At 53.8% G+C, this 17,658-nt stretch carries 18 protein-coding genes; 5 read left to right on the top strand and 13 right to left on the bottom strand.

Annotated elements, in window-relative coordinates; translation table 11 throughout:
* The 4 genes from ACTHPM_RS17435 to ACTHPM_RS17420 form a co-directional block, all read right to left on the bottom strand.
* Positions 1 to 744 (bottom strand): ABC transporter ATP-binding protein, encoded by a 744-nt coding sequence (locus ACTHPM_RS17435; RefSeq protein WP_440396813.1) that lies wholly within the window; start codon positions 742 to 744, stop codon positions 1 to 3.
* Between the two features lie 219 nt (positions 745 to 963).
* Positions 964 to 1,281 carry a cupin domain-containing protein gene (locus ACTHPM_RS17430; RefSeq protein ID WP_440396491.1) on the bottom strand — a complete coding sequence of 106 codons (318 nt, stop codon included), beginning with the start codon at positions 1,279 to 1,281 and terminating at the stop codon, positions 964 to 966.
* Between the two features lie 129 nt (positions 1,282 to 1,410).
* Positions 1,411 to 2,730, bottom strand: coding sequence for an MFS transporter (locus tag ACTHPM_RS17425; RefSeq protein WP_440396492.1), 1,320 nt, complete (start codon positions 2,728 to 2,730; stop codon positions 1,411 to 1,413).
* Between the two features lie 59 nt (positions 2,731 to 2,789).
* Positions 2,790 to 3,950 carry a winged helix-turn-helix domain-containing protein gene (locus tag ACTHPM_RS17420; RefSeq protein WP_440396493.1) on the bottom strand — a complete coding sequence of 387 codons (1,161 nt, stop codon included), beginning with the start codon at positions 3,948 to 3,950 and terminating at the stop codon, positions 2,790 to 2,792.
* Between the two features lie 174 nt (positions 3,951 to 4,124).
* Here ACTHPM_RS17420 and ACTHPM_RS17415 point away from each other — a divergent pair, with 174 nt between their 5' ends.
* Together ACTHPM_RS17415 and ACTHPM_RS17410 are read left to right on the top strand one after the other, a co-directional pair.
* Positions 4,125 to 4,820 (top strand): AzlC family ABC transporter permease, encoded by a 696-nt coding sequence (locus tag ACTHPM_RS17415; RefSeq protein ID WP_440396494.1) that lies wholly within the window; start codon positions 4,125 to 4,127, stop codon positions 4,818 to 4,820.
* Complete coding sequence (locus ACTHPM_RS17410; RefSeq protein ID WP_440396495.1) at positions 4,817 to 5,149, top strand: branched-chain amino acid transporter permease; 333 nt, start codon at positions 4,817 to 4,819, stop codon at positions 5,147 to 5,149. Before ACTHPM_RS17415 ends, ACTHPM_RS17410 begins: the two co-directional genes overlap by 4 nt.
* 133 nt (positions 5,150 to 5,282) lie before the next feature.
* Here ACTHPM_RS17410 and ACTHPM_RS17405 read toward each other — a convergent pair whose 3' ends face one another.
* The 5 genes from ACTHPM_RS17405 to ACTHPM_RS17385 form a co-directional block, all read right to left on the bottom strand.
* A complete protein-coding gene (locus ACTHPM_RS17405) occupies positions 5,283 to 6,257 on the bottom strand; it encodes a siderophore ABC transporter substrate-binding protein (RefSeq protein ID WP_440396814.1) in 975 nt (324 codons plus the stop codon).
* Between the two features lie 355 nt (positions 6,258 to 6,612).
* Positions 6,613 to 7,371, bottom strand: a complete 759-nt coding sequence (locus ACTHPM_RS17400; RefSeq protein ID WP_440396496.1) for an iron ABC transporter ATP-binding protein — start codon at positions 7,369 to 7,371, stop codon at positions 6,613 to 6,615.
* Complete coding sequence (locus tag ACTHPM_RS17395; protein ID WP_440396497.1) at positions 7,368 to 8,312, bottom strand: iron chelate uptake ABC transporter family permease subunit; 945 nt, start codon at positions 8,310 to 8,312, stop codon at positions 7,368 to 7,370. Before ACTHPM_RS17395 ends, ACTHPM_RS17400 begins: the two co-directional genes overlap by 4 nt.
* Positions 8,309 to 9,262: an ABC transporter permease gene (locus ACTHPM_RS17390; protein ID WP_440396498.1), complete on the bottom strand. Its 954-nt coding sequence runs from the start codon at positions 9,260 to 9,262 to the stop codon at positions 8,309 to 8,311. The genes ACTHPM_RS17395 and ACTHPM_RS17390 overlap by 4 nt, the downstream gene beginning before the upstream one ends.
* A 272-nt stretch (positions 9,263 to 9,534) precedes the next feature.
* Complete coding sequence (locus ACTHPM_RS17385; protein WP_440396499.1) at positions 9,535 to 10,239, bottom strand: CPBP family glutamic-type intramembrane protease; 705 nt, start codon at positions 10,237 to 10,239, stop codon at positions 9,535 to 9,537.
* A gap of 113 nt (positions 10,240 to 10,352) precedes the next feature.
* Between ACTHPM_RS17385 and ACTHPM_RS17380 the strand changes: the two genes are divergently transcribed.
* From ACTHPM_RS17380 to ACTHPM_RS17370, 3 genes are all read left to right on the top strand, one after another.
* Positions 10,353 to 11,078, top strand: coding sequence for a MerR family transcriptional regulator (locus ACTHPM_RS17380; RefSeq protein ID WP_440396500.1), 726 nt, complete (start codon positions 10,353 to 10,355; stop codon positions 11,076 to 11,078).
* A gap of 71 nt (positions 11,079 to 11,149) precedes the next feature.
* Positions 11,150 to 11,284, top strand: coding sequence for a DUF4023 domain-containing protein (locus tag ACTHPM_RS17375; protein WP_440396501.1), 135 nt, complete (start codon positions 11,150 to 11,152; stop codon positions 11,282 to 11,284).
* A gap of 466 nt (positions 11,285 to 11,750) precedes the next feature.
* Positions 11,751 to 12,395 carry a DedA family protein gene (locus ACTHPM_RS17370; protein WP_440396502.1) on the top strand — a complete coding sequence of 215 codons (645 nt, stop codon included), beginning with the start codon at positions 11,751 to 11,753 and terminating at the stop codon, positions 12,393 to 12,395.
* A gap of 158 nt (positions 12,396 to 12,553) precedes the next feature.
* Here ACTHPM_RS17370 and ACTHPM_RS17365 read toward each other — a convergent pair whose 3' ends face one another.
* From ACTHPM_RS17365 to ACTHPM_RS17350, 4 genes are all read right to left on the bottom strand, one after another.
* Positions 12,554 to 13,372 (bottom strand): carbohydrate ABC transporter permease, encoded by an 819-nt coding sequence (locus tag ACTHPM_RS17365; protein ID WP_440396503.1) that lies wholly within the window; start codon positions 13,370 to 13,372, stop codon positions 12,554 to 12,556.
* Positions 13,372 to 14,238 carry a carbohydrate ABC transporter permease gene (locus ACTHPM_RS17360; RefSeq protein WP_440396504.1) on the bottom strand — a complete coding sequence of 289 codons (867 nt, stop codon included), beginning with the start codon at positions 14,236 to 14,238 and terminating at the stop codon, positions 13,372 to 13,374. Before ACTHPM_RS17360 ends, ACTHPM_RS17365 begins: the two co-directional genes overlap by 1 nt.
* Positions 14,239 to 14,264: 26 nt before the next feature.
* On the bottom strand, positions 14,265 to 15,488 hold the full coding sequence (locus tag ACTHPM_RS17355; RefSeq protein ID WP_440396505.1) for an ABC transporter substrate-binding protein: 1,224 nt from the start codon (positions 15,486 to 15,488) through the stop codon (positions 14,265 to 14,267).
* Between the two features lie 327 nt (positions 15,489 to 15,815).
* Positions 15,816 to 17,654 carry an ABC transporter ATP-binding protein gene (locus ACTHPM_RS17350; protein WP_440396815.1) on the bottom strand — a complete coding sequence of 613 codons (1,839 nt, stop codon included), beginning with the start codon at positions 17,652 to 17,654 and terminating at the stop codon, positions 15,816 to 15,818.
* Positions 17,655 to 17,658: the final 4 nt, after the last annotated feature.

The following is a 17,658-nucleotide window of genomic DNA, read 5'->3' as shown; positions in this document are numbered from 1 at the left end:
CTACACCTCCTGCACGATCGACACGAACGACGCCGCCACATCCTTATATTCGTGAAACCCCGTCAGGTCATTGAAAATTTGCTCCAGCGAGCGCTCATGCGACTGCTCCCGCAGCTCTTCGAAGCTGCCGTCGGCAACGATCTGCCCCCCATGGAGCAGCAGAATGCGGCTGCTGATCTTCTCCACGACGTCCATGATATGGGAGGAGTAAAAAATAGTTTTGCCCGCGGCCGCCAGCTCCGCCAGAATTTCCTTCACGATCATGACGCTGTTGGCGTCCAGGCCGCTCAGCGGCTCATCCAAAAACAGGATGTCCGGGTTATGCAGCAGGCTTGAAATGAGCAGCACCTTCTGGCGCATGCCTTTGCTGAACGACGAGATCCGGTCGAAGTAGACTTCCTCCAGCCCGAATTTACCCATCAGCCTTCTGGCCTTGTGATCGGCCTGGCGCTGCGTGAGCCCGTACAGCTCACCGACGAACGACAAGTATTCCTGCGCCGTCAGGCTGTCGTACAGCTCGGCCACTTCCGGCACATAGCCGATGCGCCGCTTGTATTCGATATCCCCGTCTGCGATATTCCTGCCGAAAATGTTCACTTCCCCCTGGTAACCCTCAACCAGGCCGAGCATGATTTTGACAGTCGTGCTCTTGCCTGCTCCGTTCGGACCGATATAGCCGATAATTTGTCCCTCGTATACATCCAGATCGATCCCCTGCAAAATCGGTTTGCTGCCGTAACTCATCTCCAAATTGCGGATGGATATGACGCGTTCCTTTGAAGCTTCCGCCGTTTCGATCAATTCGCATCGCTCCCTTTGGTACAGACTATGTATGTAATATAGAACTAAATTATCCCTTACCAAATACTAACATAATTTCAAGGGAAGCAGCTGTTTGCCGCTTTATTTAAATTTTGATAAAAAAAGAAGCCCTGAAAAGGGCCTCTCCATGATGCCTGTCATCTATCTGCGGATCAGATCCTCGCGCAGCGGCGTGAAGCAGTCGAGCAGCGCGCTCGGCACGAGCGCCTTGGCTCCGTGCTTGGCACCACCCGGAATGACGATGGTTTCACCCTCGGAGATGACGGTCTTCTCGCCTTCAATGGTGAATTCAACCCGCCCCTTCAGACAATAGGACATCTGCTCATGCGGATGTGAGTGCTCGTAGCCCTCGGCTCCTTCCTCGAAGTGTACCTCCATCATCATCAGCGATGCCCCCGGCGGCATGATTTTGCGGATCACGCCGGGTTCGGCGTCCTCCCATGTTCCGATGTTGCTCATTCTGATCTCCTCCTGTATACGTTTAATAAGGCTCACTCTACTAAGAAACCATGCAACCTGCATGTCATGTTCCGTCAAGCTCAACCTCTATGAAAGGGAGAAGGGAACAGGCTATCCATCGTTTGGCGGTTAGCCGGAGGCCTCGCTGGAAGCATGTGAAGCCGTTGTGACCTCATTAGACGGCCACAGCAACTGTTGAAACACCAGGCAGACGGCTCCGATGACAAGGACCACGATGCCCAGCATGACAAAGACCCTTCCCACGCCCATGCCCTGAATCAGTACGCCCCCAATCAACGGGGCAGCGATCATCATGGCGCTGGCTGACGTATTCTGAATACCGAAAATGCGTCCCGTCATACCTTCCGGCGTTTCCCTCTGCAGCACATAGTTATACGTCACAATTACCAGCCCATTGCCGGTACCAATGAACAGCCCGAGCACGATGCTCCATGCTGCCGGAGATTCCGGGCCAAGCAGCCCCATGCATCCGAAGGCCGCGCCGATCAGCGCCACGCCGCCTCCGATTCCGAACCCGTATCGTACCCTGCCGATGCGGTTTAACAGCAGGATCGTCAAGACGGCTCCCGCACCCGTGGAAGCGATCATCCAGCCGAGAAGGGATTCGTTATTCGGGGCAATTTCCCGATACAGCGTCGGAAATTGGAAATCGATCATCAGGATCACGAGCGTCACGGTCATATTCACGACGAAGCTGCTCAGCAGCAGCCGGCTTCGCGCCAGTACGGACCATCCTTGTTTCCACAATGAAATGAATCCTGGCTTCTGCTCCTTCCCGTCTTCCGGACACCGCATTTCCTCCGGCTTCCCTGCAGCCGCATTCTGGTCGATATGCCGGAGTGTAAACAGGATCATCCCCGAAACGAGACGGGTAAACGCGTTTACGGCTATGCACAGCTGCGGCGAAACGACCGTCAGGGCAACCGCGCCGAGCAGGGGGCCGGCGATTTTCGAGAACTGATTCACAAGCCCGTTATAAGAGGTTGCCTTTAACAGCTGATCCTCCCGGACAACCTGGCGTGTGAGCGCCTGGTGCGCCGGAACGCGAATGACGCCCATCGCGGCGCGGAGCAGCAGCAGCGGCAGCAGCCAGTACATGTTCGGCACAAACAGCAGCAGAATGGTCAGCACGGTCTCGGCCGCGTCGGCGAGCATCATGAGGTTGACCTTCTTCCACCGGTCGGCGACGACGCCGGCAAAGGAGCCGAGCACGATTCCCGGAAGGGCCATCATCACCGGAATGAGGGCAATCATGAGCGGATCAGCGTGCCAGCGGTACGCCACGAGAATTTCAATGGCAAACGCGTCGAACCATTCGCCGAAGGATGCCATTGCGTAAGCGGTAAACAGGCGCGCAAACGTCTTGTTGGTCCAAACAGACGCCGGTCGCTTGCTTGGATTGGATGCAGCCGATGATAAAGTTGTCATGCTTATTCCTCCGTAAGATTAGAATAAGCTCACTTTAACGGAGAATTATCAGAGGAATATCAGACGGATCCCAGAATCCGCACCATAGCTTGCTCTACCGGTTGTTTAAGCATGGAAAGCTCGTATATCCGGTCCAATTCATCGAGCCGAGCCCGGAATTTCCGCTGCAGCAAAGGATCGCTATGCACGTTCTCCAGGAAATCCAGCGTCCCGATGACCGAGTGCACGAGCAGCGGCATGTTGTGTGCTTCCTCGCCGACCTCAAGGCCGTGCTCGAAGGCTGCGACCGCTTCCGAACGTCGTCCTTCAAGCAGCAGCAGCCTTCCTTTCAGGCCATGAAAGGTGCAGATTTCCCGCAAGTAAGGAGCCTCGGCAAGCATCGCCTCGATGGCCGCCGAGCAATGCCCCGCTTCCCTCGCGTTCCCCGCCTTGAGGTGGATGTACATTTCAGCCGATGCGATGTGGACCCTGAAGCTGTCGAGCTCGCCGTCTAACCCATCGATTACCCGGTAAGCCTCCCGCACACGCTCCAAGTCCTCCGCCATTCGGCCGTTATCGGCATACAGCCCCAATATATTCAGCACTTCCAGCTCGCGCTGCATTTCGTACGGTAGAATGCGCGCCCGAATCGCATCCTCAAAAAATTTCAGGCATTGCTGCGGCTCATAATAGAAGGAATAATAGGATGCCAGGAGCCAGTATAACATGCCCGGGCCATCCGCTTCGGAGGCTTCAATCAGCCCCCTCAAATCCGCCTGCACAAAACGCAAAAAATTCAAATGCAGCGCATCGATACTGACGCCCAGCAGCTCCTGCTGATTGGCAAGGGCCAGCATCGCTTTGCTCTGGCCAAGCATTTGGTAAGTATCCAGCAGCTGCCTGATCTGCCTTTGAAGCCCGCTGTCCGTCAGCGACGGAACTGCAAGCACAGGAGCCTCCTTCAATGTCAGGCTGTAACCCAGGCCGCGAACGGTTCCCAGCTGGACCCGTCCGCTCCAGCGTTTCAGCTTCTTCCGCAGCCGGTAAATATGATCATCCACCGTACGCTCAACCGGGTATTCCATCGGCCACACCTGATCCAGCAGCTGCTCCCGCGTGAAGGTCTGATTAGCATGCTGATAAAGAAACCGCAGGAGTGCATACTCCTTAGCCAGCAGCTGTACGGTTTCCGATTGAAACGTGACGGAATAATCGCCCGGGTCAAACTCCAAGTATGCCATGCCGCTTCTTTCCTCCCCATATCCGTTCGTTGTGGTCATTCTATTATACGGCATGGGCCGGATACGAGTATAACCCCAATTTTCAATTGCCCGATCCCGGGGTTCACGATAGACTGAAATCATATCCACTGAACGGACAAGCTTCCGAGATGATGACAACCAGGAGAATAAACCATGAAAAAACTCGCATTCAAAACCGCTTTCCCTTATACCCTGCCCGTCCTGATGGGCTATCTGTTCCTCGGCATCGCCTTCGGCGTCCTTTTGAACAGCAAAGGCTTCGGCCCCATATGGGCTTTCGCGATGAGCTTCCTCATCTATGCGGGCTCCATGCAGTTTGTCGCCATCAACCTGCTGGTGAGCCCCTTTCAGCTCGCCGCTGCCTTCTTTATAACGCTCATGGTAAACGCCCGCCATCTGTTTTACGGTCTGTCCATGCTGGACAAGTTCAAGTCATCGGGCAGGCTGAAGCCCTATATGATGTTCTCGCTAACGGATGAAACCTTCTCCCTGCTCAGCTCCATTAAGGCGCCGGATAACGTGAGTCCCAAATGGTTTATGTTCTTTATTGCCCTCCTCAATCAGGGCTACTGGATCGCCGGATCGCTGATCGGCAATATCGCAGGCTCGCTCGTCTCGTTTAATTCAACAGGCATCGATTTTGCCATGACGGCATTGTTCATCGTCATTTTCGTGGAGCAGTGGGAGCATGCCAAGAATCATATGCCAGCTGTTTTGGGCATCGTCATGACCGCCCTTTGCCTGATCGTGTTCGGGTCCGACCGCTTTATTCTGTTTGCCATGGCCGGCATCCTGATCTCCCTGTCGCTTCTCAGAGGCAAATTGCATGCAAAGGAGTCAGAATCATGATCCTCTCCACCACGGAAGCCGTCTTAACGATTCTCGTCATCGCGGCCGCTACGCTGCTGACCCGCGTCCTGCCGTTTCTCATATTTCCGGCGCATAAGAAGACTCCGGACTTCGCTGCCTATCTCGGCAAGGTGCTGCCATTCGCGATTATCGGCATGCTCATCGTCTACTGCTTCAAATCCGTCTCCCCGCAGGTCTGGCCCCACGGCATTCCCGAGCTACTGGCCGGACTGTTCGTCATCGGGGTGCACAAATGGAAGCATAATCTCCTGCTGAGCATCGGCGGCGGAACGGTGCTGTACATGATCTTCGTGCAGTATGTGTTCTAGCAAAGGAAGCAGCTCCGCTTATTGAATAAAACCCCGAAACAGCAATAAGGCTGCCTCCATCCCTGCGGGATGGCAGACAGCCTTTTGATGATGCGCCGGTTCGGCTCTTGCATTTCAACCTGCTTAAGGCAGCTTACTGGATGCTCGCTCCAACTTCCTTCACCATTTCCTGCACGGACAGCAGACCGCCGCCGGAGAGGTACCAGTAATTCGGATCGAGGTAGACGATATGTCCGTCTTTCGATGCGTTCGTGTTCTTCACCAGCTCGTTTTCGACCGTTTTCTTGGCTGCTGCTCCATCCTTATCGGTTGCCACTGCGCTATCTCGGTCAATGACGAACAGGTAATCCGGGTTTTTCTCGGCCACGTATTCGCTCGTTACGCTTTGGCCGTGTGTCGATACTTCAATCTTGTCGTCCGACGCGGCGAATCCCAGCACGTCATGGATGATGCCGAAACGGGAGCTTGGGCCGTACGCGCTCAGCTTGCCTTCATTGGAAAGCACGATTAGCGCCTTTTTGCCGGAAGCGGCCGCTTTGTCATGAACCTCGGCAATCGACTTGTCGATCGCTTCCAGCTCGGTCTTCACTTCGGCTTCCTTGCCGAAAATTTGGCCGACGGTGTTCATATTTTCCTTGAAAGAATCCATGAATTTCGTGGTATCCAGTCCAAGGAACACGGTTGGTGCGATTTTGTTCAATTCCTCGTAAGCCTCCTGCTGTCTGCCGGAGATGATGATCAGGTCCGGCTCAAGCGCATTGATCGCCTCGAAATCCGGCTCTTTCAGGCTGCCGACGTTTTTGTAGGCGTCCTTATCTTCGTATTTGGACAGGTACGGCGGAATGTTGGCTTGAGGAACGCCCGTTACAGGGACTTCCAGATTATCGAGGGTATCGAGAATACCGAAGTCGAACACGACGACCTTTTGCGGGTTCTTCTTCACTTTGGCTTCGCCAAGCTTATGCTTGATGGTCAGCTCTTCGTTATCAGCAGGAGCGGCGGCCGCATTGGCCTCGGTTTCCTTCACCGGCGTTTCGGCAGTTTTGTTATTGTTACCACAGGCTGCCAGCACAAGCACCAGCATCGCGGATAGGATCAGCATGAGCATGTTTCTTTTATTCACAGTGTTCACCTCATCATTTATTTTAAGTTCTCGGCTTTCGTGCACGGCGGCCGCTCCGGTGACGGATCGTTCTTCCGATCGCTGTTGTCCCCAGATTTCTTTATCTTTCATTTAAAAGGTGTAGAAATCCGGAAACAAAGGCGACCACTGTCGTTTCTCCAGAACGATTCCGCCCCCTGCGCTACCTCTGCGCAATAATTCAATCACTCAAAAGCTTGGCTTGTATAAAATTATGCGATGCAAGCCGTGCTGCCGGGCCCTGGCATGCTGGCGTCGCACCCCATATCATTACCAAAGTTAACATTAAAGAAAAATCCACTTCTGAACTTGAGCTACCTTTTTAAGAGAAATAAATGCAGATGCGATGATCGTTGATCGTTTCGATCTGGATATCCATGCCGTATACCTGTTTCAGCACAGGGGAATCTATAATTTCCGCGGCGGGTCCCTCTTTGATGACTCTCCCGTTCTTGAGAGCCACGATATCATCGGAATACACCGATGCGAAGTTGATGTCGTGTATGACGATAATGACGGTTTTGCCTAGTTCGTCGACCATGCGCCGCAGCACCTTCATGATCTGCACCGAGTGTTTCATGTCCAGGTTGTTCAGCGGCTCGTCGAGGAGCACGTATTCGGTGTCCTGGGCGATGACCATAGCGATAAAGGCGCGCTGCTGCTGGCCGCCGCTCAGCTGATCGAGGTACTGATGCTGCAGCTCTGTAAGCTCCATGTAGCGGATCGCCTCGTCGACGAATGCCCAGTCTTCCGGTTTCAGCTTGCCCTGCGAGTACGGGAACCGCCCGAAGCTGACCAGCTCGCGGATCGTCAGCCTCACGTTGATGTGATTGGCCTGCTTGAGGATTGATATTTTGCGGGCAAGGTCGCTGCTCTTGCATTTGTCGACGGACTCGCCTTCGATCAGGATGTCGCCTCCGTCCTTCTTGATCAGGCGGCTGATCAGGGACAGGAGCGTGCTCTTCCCGGCGCCGTTAGCGCCGATAAAGGACGTGATTTTCCCTTTGCGGATGGAGACGGACACGTCGTCCAGGACGGGTTTGCCATTGTACAGTTTGGTTGCGTTTTTGACCTCGATCACGACGATTTACTCTCCTTTAGCAGCAGGTAGAGGAAGTAGACTCCCCCGGCCAGATTGATGATCACGCTCAGCGTGGTGGAGAAGGTGAAGACCCGCTCGACCAGCAGCTGGCCGCCCACAAGGGCAATGACGCTGAGCAGCATGGCTCCGATGATAAGAAAATGATGCTTGAATGTTTTCATGAACTGGTAGCTCACGTTGGCCACGAGCAGGCCGAGGAACGTAATCGGGCCGACCAGCGCCGTCGAGATGGAGATGAGGATCGCCACCACGACCAGCATTCTTTTGACAATCTTGTCGTAGTCCACGCCCAGGTTGACCGCCTGGTCTTTGCCCAGAGCAATGACATCGAGATACTTGGCATAACGCGCGAAGTAAATCGCCACGCCCGCCATCAGCACGATCGACAGCACAAGCAGCTCGGTGTTGATGTTGTTGAAGCTCGCGAACATTTTATCCTGCACGATCTGGAATTCGTTCGGGTCGATCAGCACCTCCATGAAAGTCGACAGGCTCTGGAACAAGGTGCCGAAGATCAGCCCGAGCAGGAGCAGGAAGTATATGTTCTGCCCCTCGCGCCTGAACAGCAGTTTGTAGAAGACCATCGAGAAGAGCGCCATCAGGCCGACCGAGATGATGAAATTCACATTCTTGCCCATCATGTTCAAACTGGCAGAACCGAATATGTACACCATAAAGGTCTGAAACAGCATATACAGCGAATCGAGGCCCATGATGCTCGGCGTCAGGATGCGATTGTTGGTAATGGTTTGAAAGACGACGGTGGAAAAAGCGATCGCTGAACCTGTGATTATCATGGCCAACACCTTTTTGCCTCTGAGCTTCAGGACGTAATCCCAATGACCGCTGGCGTTGATGAACATGAACACGGCAATCAAGACAAGTGCGATGACGCTCAGAAAAATCAGCTTTTTTTTCATGATGCATAAGCCTTTCTTCTCAGGAGTAGGACAATAAAGATCGCGCTGCCCAGCACGCCGACCGTGAGGCCGATCGAAATCTCATACGGATAAATGATGATCCGGCCCAAAATGTCGCAGAACAGGACGAACACGGCGCCAAGCAGGGCGGTATGCGTGAGATTTTTCTTCAAATGATCGCCCTGGTACATCGTGACGATGTTCGGAACGACCAGTCCGAGAAACGGAATCGTGCCCACCGTCAGAATGACGACCGAGGACACCGCCGCGACCAGCACCAGACCGATGTTGACGACGGCTTTGTAATTCAGCCCCAGGTTGACCGCGAATTCTTCGCCCATGCCCGCAATCGTGAAGCGGTTTGCGAACAGGTAAGCGATAATGAGCAGCGGGATGCTGATATAGAGCATTTCATAGCGCCCCTTCAGCACCGTGGAGAAGTCTCCTTGAAGCCAGGCCGACATGTTCTGGATCAGATCGTTTTTGTAGGCAAAAAAGGTCGTAATCGAGCTGACGATATTGCCGAACATGAGTCCCACCAGCGGGATAAAAATCGTATCCTTGAACTTCACCTTGTCAAGAATCCGCATGAAAATGAAGGTGCCCAGCAGGGCAAACACGAAAGCAATCAGCATCTTCTCCAGCGTGGTCGCATTCGAGAACAGCATCATGGCCACCAAAATGCCGAACCGTGCTGAATCCATCGTTCCCGCCGTCGTCGGCGAGACGAATTTGTTGCGGGTGAGCTGCTGCATGATCAGACCGATGATGCTCATGCTGGTGCCCGCGATAATAATGCTTACAAGCCTCGGAAAGCGGCTGATCCACAGTACCTGCTGCTGCTCCGGAGCTAGATGAAAAAGATCCCACGGCGTAATGTCTTTTACTCCCACGAACAGGGATATGATCGATAAGATGAAGAAGGCCACCCACAAGTACCAAATTTTCATAAGGAATTCGACTCTTTCTATCCTAAGTTGAACTACCGCTTAACTGTTCAGGCGATATGCATAAAACCACATAAACTAATAATGATATTCATTCTCAATTAGATCAATTCAGTTATCATTTTATCAGCTGGGCGGTTTTTGTCAACCGTTAAAAGTGAATAAAATCAAGCTGTTCGGGATCGGTACAAAATACCCGCAAAGCAGAAAAGGCTGTAATCGCAAGGATTACCGCCTGTCCGTACCGTGACTTCATGCAAAAAAATGTATACAATTTATGCAAACGCGGTCAGCAGAACCGCGATCGTATTCGTCAGCCCGTGAATGAGAATGCCGGGAAGAATGGAGCGCGTTCTCTCATACGTCCAGGCGAAAATCAGCCCGCTCACGAAATTGAGGGCAAGGGTATTGTAGGTGGGAATGTGCGCCGCCGTGAACACCGCCGAGCTGAGAATTAAGCCCCATCCCTTTCCCATGCGCGTCCGGAACCAGCGGTACAGGAAACCACGATACAATATTTCCTCATATACCGGCGAGACGACGCCAGCGGACAAGATGCCGATGAGGATGCTGAATGCGGAAACCTGGCTCTGAATGCTTTCTGTCTTATCATTTTCATAGCTTCCCTCAAACCAGGACATCACGAGCAGGATCAGCACGGCGGACACCAACACGGCAATGGACCACAATCCGACGAAGATCCAGTAACGTGCCGGGAACGAACGCATGCCGACGGCGGACCAGCTCTCCTTCTTCGGAATGAGCGCAATCCAGTACACCCCTGCCGTAAAAACGATGCCCATGATCAGTCCGGTAAGCGTGCCGGCATACAAATCATGTTGGAAGAGTCCCTGCAGCAGGCCTTGGATGTGGTTCTCAATAAGCCAGGGCACGAGCAGGAAGACCAAGGCCAGCATGGCCAGCAGTTCTTTATACGACCAAGGATCCTTACGCCAAAAATTGTTTTTTGCATCATTCATGTTTGTGTTATACCCCCTATGTTGTTCGTGCTTTTCTCTCGATAGGGAGTAGTCTACAAGGTGACGCAGCGTCACCTGCAAGCTTTATTTTACTAAAAAAGGATGATATACATATGACCCAGGAATGGACCACCGGACAAGCGGCCGGCAAACTCGGCATATCCGTGCGCACGATCCGCTATTACGACCAGATCGGGCTCGCGGGCCCAAGCCAAAAGCAAGCCGGCGGCAGACGCCTGTATACCGACGACGATTTACTGCGGCTGGAAAAAATAACGCTGCTGAAGTCCCTCTCGCTGCCGCTCGCCGATATCCGGCGGCTGCTGGACGAGCTGTCCATTGGTCAGATGCTGGAAGCACATCAAAAGCATTTGAGGCAGCAGCAGACGCAGCTGCAGGAGAGCCTGAACAACACGAATACACTGCTGAATTTGCTCGAGGCGGAGGGCGAGATCCGCTGGGAGGCGCTGCTGCCGCTCGTGAAGCAATCCAAGGAACGGACGGCAAGCTGGGAGGATTATTTTGATGAAAAGGAGCTTGCGGTTCTGAAGGAGCGCATGCCGAGGCTGGAAAACAGCGATGAGGCGACGCGCGGATGGGTACGGGTGATCGCCCGGATCGAGCAGTGCCTGAAGGAGGGAATCGCTCCGGCATCGGCAGAGGGGCAAGCTATCGCGGACGAGATCGAGCGGTTGTCCAAGCTGACCTTCGGCGGCGATCAGGAGCTGATGGACAAGTTCTGGGAGCTGCGGAAGGACCCGGCTTCCGCGCAGCAGGGTCTCGTTCCGATCCGGGCCGAAGTGCTGCAGTTCGTGGAACAATGTCTTGCTCCCGCATGAATCCGAGCCGCCGAATTCGGACATCGTAACAAGGAATGCCATTTACGATGACGAAGGAGGATTGAGCACGGATGACGGACAGCACGCATGAATTTGTGGAGAAAGTCCACGAGCAGCAGGAAAAGCAGCGCAAGAACCAGGAGCATTACGGCAAGGGCCAGCCGAACTCCCAGCTGCCGACCAAGCAGCATGGAACGAATAAATAACTGGCTGGTTGATGGTACGAGCATATCCCATCACCCAAGGACCTGGACCCTCGGAAGAGGGTCCTTTTTGCGTTAACCCAAAGCTTATCTTCCACTTATTCTAGCAAGCCCTGTGATGTCTGCCAGCACCTTTTCGGGGGTATTCATACCGATCCTATTGTCTATGCTTAAAGTAATAAACGTATTATTCATTCCCCTATCCAAGTCCTTTAAAGGATGTGCCCGTTTCTTATTTCCTTGCAGGGATGAACTCCTCCCTGGCGTCTAAATCAATAACAAAGCGGCCCGGCGGCCAAGACCAAGGTCTAGCATCATCCTGGCCTCCGGTCAGTTTCGGCCCTTCGCCGATTTCTTTAGAATGGAACAAATGACAGGATTTAATTCCCATACGGAGCTTCCGTATGGCCCAATGAGCAAGCGCGGGAAGCATCGAGCCGCACAGCCCCGCCGGTAAAGGAGCAAACACATGGAATGGATGAATAGTCTCTTTGAACAATATGGATATCTGGTGCTGTTTCTGGGTTTATTTTCGGAATCGCTGGCCCTGCCTTTTCCGGGCGAACTCGCAATGGCGGTTTCCGGTCACATGTCCTCGCTCGGCAACTTCCATATCCCCTTCATTATCTTCTACTCGTATATCGGTGCCATCATCGGCACGGCCATCACGTATTTCGTCGGCTACAGGCTGGGCACGCCGTTTCTTGAGCAGTACGGTAAATACGTCTTACTGAACCAGGCGCGGCTAGCGAAAGTGACGGCATGGTTCGGCAGATACGGCAACAAGCTGATCCTGATCAGCTACTTCGTGCCGGGACTGCGCCACTTTACCGGATACGTCTCGGGAGTGCTGAAAGTGCCGCAGCGCATCTTTTTCCTCCTCAACTGTATCGGCGGCTTGGCATGGGTTCTGGTATACGTCTCGATCGGCAAAATCTTCGGTCCGAACATCGAGCAGCTGCTGCACGTTGCCTCCCGTTATTTTACGGTTACGATGGTCGTGCTGGCGGTGCTGATCACCCTGTTTGTGCTGCTGAAGAGAAACAAGGAGAAGATTCTCAAAAGAGTGCGGAGCAGATCCGCCAGCGGCAAGCCTGACAAAGAGCTGGAGTAACATTTAAAATTTATGTTCTTCTTCTGCTCTGATCGAAATGTGGAAACACGCACGTAGCCAGCGCAGAGGACGATCATTCGTCAAATGGAGCGCCTCAGAACGCAAAAAAGGGCATCCCGGCAGCAAACAGCCACCGGGACACCCCTCACAATCAAAATCTACTTCACGGCCCCCTGCGTCACCCCGTTGATGATCCACTTCTGCGCGAACAGATAGATGATGATCATCGGCAGCATCGCCATCAGGTACGAAGCGAAGGCCAAGTTGAAATCGGTATTGAACTGTCCTTGGAAAATGTACTGCACCAGCGGCAGCGTATACGAATTCTGGTCGCTGATAATGATCAGCGGCAGCAGGAAGTCGTTGTACGTCGACAAGCAGATCAGAATGCCCACCGTAGCGTTGATCGGACCCATCAGCGGGAAAATGATGCGCCAGAACGTGCCCCACGTACCCGCTCCGTCCACCGTTGCCGCTTCTTCCAGGGCCACCGGAATCGAACGGATATAGCCGACATAGACGAATACGTTAAACGCCAGCGCATATACCGTATGCAGAATCGTCAGGCCGACAAGGTTGGTCATGTGCAGCGCCGAGGTCAGCTTGACGATCGGGAGCATGATGATTGGAAACGGGATGAACATCGCGCTGATAAAGTAAAAATACAATCCTTTAAAAAACTTCCGGTTCATGTTCCGTGCGATGGCGTACGCCACGAGCGAGTTGGTCAGCAGCGTCAGCACCACCGTGCACAAGGTCACCAGCGCGCTGTTGCGGAATGCCTGAAAGAAGTGCGTCATGTTAACCGCATTCCGGAAGTTCTCCCAGTGAAATGTCGTCGGAATGGCGAAGACCGAGCGCGTCATTTCCTCCGGGTTCTTCAGTGCGATCGTAAGCGTCATGTACAGCGGGAACAATATCAGAATCGTGCCGATGGCAATCAGGGCCAGGACGAGCCAGTTCGTTTTCGTTCGCATTACATATCCGTCTCCCTTCCCTGAAGGAATTTAAGCTGCAGCACCGAGATGATCGCGATCACGATGAAATAAATGACCGAGTTCGCGGACTGGTAGGCGAATTCCCCGCCTTGGAAGCCGCCGGTATAGATCAGGTGCGAAATCGACTGCGTCGCCCGGCCCGGTCCGCCGTTGGTCAACGCGATGATTTGGTCAAAGACCATGAGCGAGTTTTTCATCGCGAGCACCATGTTGATGGTGAAGAAGGGCGCGATCAGCGGGAACGTGATTTTCCAGAATTCCTGCCAGCGGCTCGCCCCGTCCAGATTGGACGCTTCATAGAGCGAAGTCGGGATAGTTTGCAGCCCGGCGAGGTACAGGATCGTATTGAACGCAATCCCCTGCCACACCGCCACGATGACGATGCCGATCCAGGCCAGATTTTCATTGCCGAGAATGTTGGTCGAGAAGGCGCTGATCCCCAGGTTCTTGCCCCAAATTGTAAAGACGTTCGAGAACAGGTAGTTGAAAATGTACCCGACGATCAGGACGCTGAGAATATTCGGCAGAAAGTAAATGCCGCGGAAAAAGTTCTTGAATTTGATCTTGGCATTGAGTCCGAGCGCGATCAGCAGGCTCAATATATTGATCAGGATCGTGGTCACGATCGCGAATTTGAACGTAAACCAGTAAGCGTTGCCCACATTGTTATCCGTGAAAATGTTGATGTAGTTTTTGAAGCCGACAAAGTCGTAATGCTTGCCGAAGCCGTTCCAGTTCGTGAACGAATAATAAATGCCCTGCAGGGCCGGCAGCGTCATGAATATGAAAAACAAAATAACGGCAGGCACGGTCATCCAGTAAAAAGCCGTGAGTCGCTTCGTCATTCTTCCTTCCTCCTTTGATCCGTGCTTTATTTGCGGCTTTGCACCTTATTCCATTCGCGGTCCAGCGTGTTCAAAAATCCGTCGATGTCGCGGTTCTGCAGGAAGCCCTGCACGATCGAATTCAGCTGCATGGCCGCAGGCAGATAGTGGTCGGCAAAATCGAGTACCTTCCCCTGCTTCAGGTAAGGGAGCAATTCAGCGACTGCCGGGTCCTCCTGGTTTACGCCCTTCACGGCGGCAAATGCCGTCTGTTCCTGAATGTACTGTCCGATGTTCTCAGGCTCCAGAAGGAAGGAGACGAACGCTTCCGCTTCTTTTTTGTGCTTCGTATCTTCCGAAATGGCCAGCAGCGAATCCACGCCGGAGATCAGCTTGATCTTGTCCGGATCGTTCCCGGTCGGGAACGGGAAGAAGCCGATGTCGGCTTTCGGATTCGCTTTGCGGATCTCCGGAATCGCCCAGCTGCCCTGGATGTACATGGCGGCCTCGCCCTTGGCGAAGGCCCGGTTGCCGTCCGCGTAGTTTTTGCCGAAGTTGTCGCCATGGCCGTAGTCCAGCAGCTTCAGCTGCTTTTCCGCCACCTCTTGAAACTGATCCTTGAACGTAACCTTTCCTTCCCGCAGCTCCTTGAAGAAATCGATGCCCACCAGGTTCGGGGCCAGCGCGTTAAACGGGAGGTTCGTCTGCCAATCATCCTTGTATGTAAAATAAAAAGGGATTTTGCCGTTATCCTTCACCTTCTGCGCTGTAGCGATCAGCTCGTCCCAGGTTTTCGGAACGGACAGCCCCATTTCCTTGAACATGGCCTTGTTGTACATGATGCCGTTGGCATTGGTTGCATACGGAACGGCAGTCACTTGATCCATGCCGGTAATGTCCTTCAGCATTTGGATATAATTCGGCTCAATGTTGCCGAGGAGCTTGCTTTGCGTCAGGTCGGTGAATATGTCGCTCTGTGCGAGGATGGAATACGTATCGGTCGCGCCGAGGGCGATGACGTCGGGGATATCATTCTTAACGACGCGCGTCTTGAGCACCGTTTCCGCATCGGGTGGATTGATTTGGCTAACCTCGATGCCCGGATGACTCTCGTTGAATTTCGCGATCAGCTTGTCAAATGAGCCTTTCGCTTCCGGCTTGTTCTGGAAAAATTCAAGCTTGACCTTCCCGTCCGCCCCATCGCCGCTTCCGCATCCCGACAGCATCGAGACAAGCAGGACGCAGGCCAGAAAAAGTCTTCCTTTTTTCATGCTGGACCCCCCTAAGTAGAAAATTTCGAATACAGGCTTTTTGCCCGAAACCGGGTTAACTTATGGAAAAAGCCTTAATTATATTAAAGAAATACCCGTTACGAAAACGTTTTAAACTGGCTATTCCATGCCAAAAACTGTGATATACTTGCATTTTTTACATGTTTAAGCCGAGCTTCTATTTTATGATGAAGACACGGAGAATGGCAGCGATCCAAATATCGGGGAGAATGAAGCAGTGGAGGGAAATGAAGAAATTCACGCAAAAAAGACGCCGGCATCCGGCGTCTTGTCTATTTAAGTCCTGCGGCACATCGGTGTCTTGCTTCACCCATGCTCGCTCAGATTTTTGAATTGGCTGTCGAACATGCCCGCATAGAATCCCTGAAGCTTCATCAGCTCCTCATGGCTTCCCTGCTCAATGATTTCCCCATGGTCGATGACCATAATCGTATCGGCATCCCGAATCGTGTTCAGCCGATGCGCGATAATAAAGGTCGTCCGCCCCTGCATCATATGCAGCAGTGCATCCTGGATGTGCAGCTCCGTGCGGGTATCGATGCTGCTTGTGGCTTCATCCAGAATGAGGATGGACGGCCGGGCGAGCAGCACGCGGGCAATGGCGAGCAGCTGGCGCTGCCCTTGGCTGAGATTGCCTCCATTCTCGGAGAGCACCGTGTCATAGCCTTCCGGCAGCCGCCGGATGAACACGTCGGCATTGGCCATGACCGCCGCCTCGCGAACCTCCGCGTCCGTTGCCTCCGGTTTGCCGTACTTGATGTTCTCCTTGATTGTCCCTGAGAACAGGTACGTATCCTGGAGCACGAAGCCGAAGCTCCGGCGCAGGCTGTCTCTCGTATAATCGCGGATATCCGTTCCGTCGATGCGGACCGAGCCGCCCGTGACATCATAGAATCGCGTCAGCAGATTCACGATCGTTGTCTTGCCCGCTCCCGTCGGGCCGACAAGGGCGGTACTGCTGCCAGGCTTCGCGGTAAAGCTGATGTTCTTCAGGATCGGCACCTCTGCCCGGTATCCGAAGCTGACCTGGTCGAATTCGACCTCGCCCGCAATCTTGCCCAGCTCCTTCGCGCCCTGGGAATCCGCAGGCTCCTCCTTCTCGTCGAGCACCTCGAAGACGCGCTCCGCTCCGGCCATGCCGGACTGAAGAAGGTTATAGATATTGGCCAAGTCGTTGAGCGGTCTGACGAACTGGCGCGAATAGCTGATAAAGCTAGCGATGACGCCGATCGTAATCAGGTTTTTGACGGCCAGCAGGCCGCCCACCAGCGCCACGGCCGCAAATCCGATGTTGTTGATCACGTTCATCATCGGCATGAGGAAGCCGGAGCGAATCTGCGCTTTAAGACCGACATCGAACAGCTGCTGGTTCACCTTTTCGAAATCCGAGATGGCCTTCTCCTCATGATTGAAGGCCTTGACGACTTCCATCCCCGAGATGCTTTCCTCGATATGGCCGTTGAGCATACCGAGCTGTACCTGCTGCTCTTTGAAGAGCACCTTCGTTTTGCGCGTGATGGTCCGCGTCAGCAGGAACATGATCGGCACTGTAATCAGGCTTGCCAGCGTGAGGATCGGGCTTAGGATGAGCATCATGACCAGCGAACCGATAATGGTGATGGCACCGGACATAAGCTGGACGGTCGATTGCGAAATGGTCGAGCTGACGTTGTCGATATCGTTCGTCAGCCGGCTCATCACCTCGCCGTGGGAGCGGGCATCGAAGTAAGCGACCGGAAGCTTCTGCAGCTTGCCGAACAGCGCCTTCCGCAGAGAAGCCACGATCCGCTGGGAAATGCCGGCCATCAGCCAGCCTTGCAGGAACGTCAGCACCGCATCCGTCACGTAAGCCGAGGCCAACACGATCACGAGGATGCGCAGCAGGCTGAAGTTCACGCCCCCGCCGAGCGGAGACATGGCGTCGATCGATCTGCCGATCAGATACGGACCGAGCAGCGTCACCCCGGCATCGACGATGATAAACAGCAGGATAAGCGACAAAAGCCTCCGCTCGCATCCAAAATAGCCCCATAAGCGGCGAAGCGTTCCCGTGAAGTTTTTGGGTTTTCCGCCAGGGCCCCGGCCCATCCCCCCTCTCATCGGGCCGCCGGGACCGGGTCTGCCTCCGGGACCCGCCTGAGGCATAGGA

This window comes from Paenibacillus sp. SAFN-054, assembly GCF_051966755.1.
Taxonomy (GTDB): domain Bacteria; phylum Bacillota; class Bacilli; order Paenibacillales; family Paenibacillaceae; genus Paenibacillus_AQ.
The sequence above is the reverse complement of the archived record's forward strand: the minus strand, read 5'-3'. Positions and strand labels throughout refer to the sequence as shown.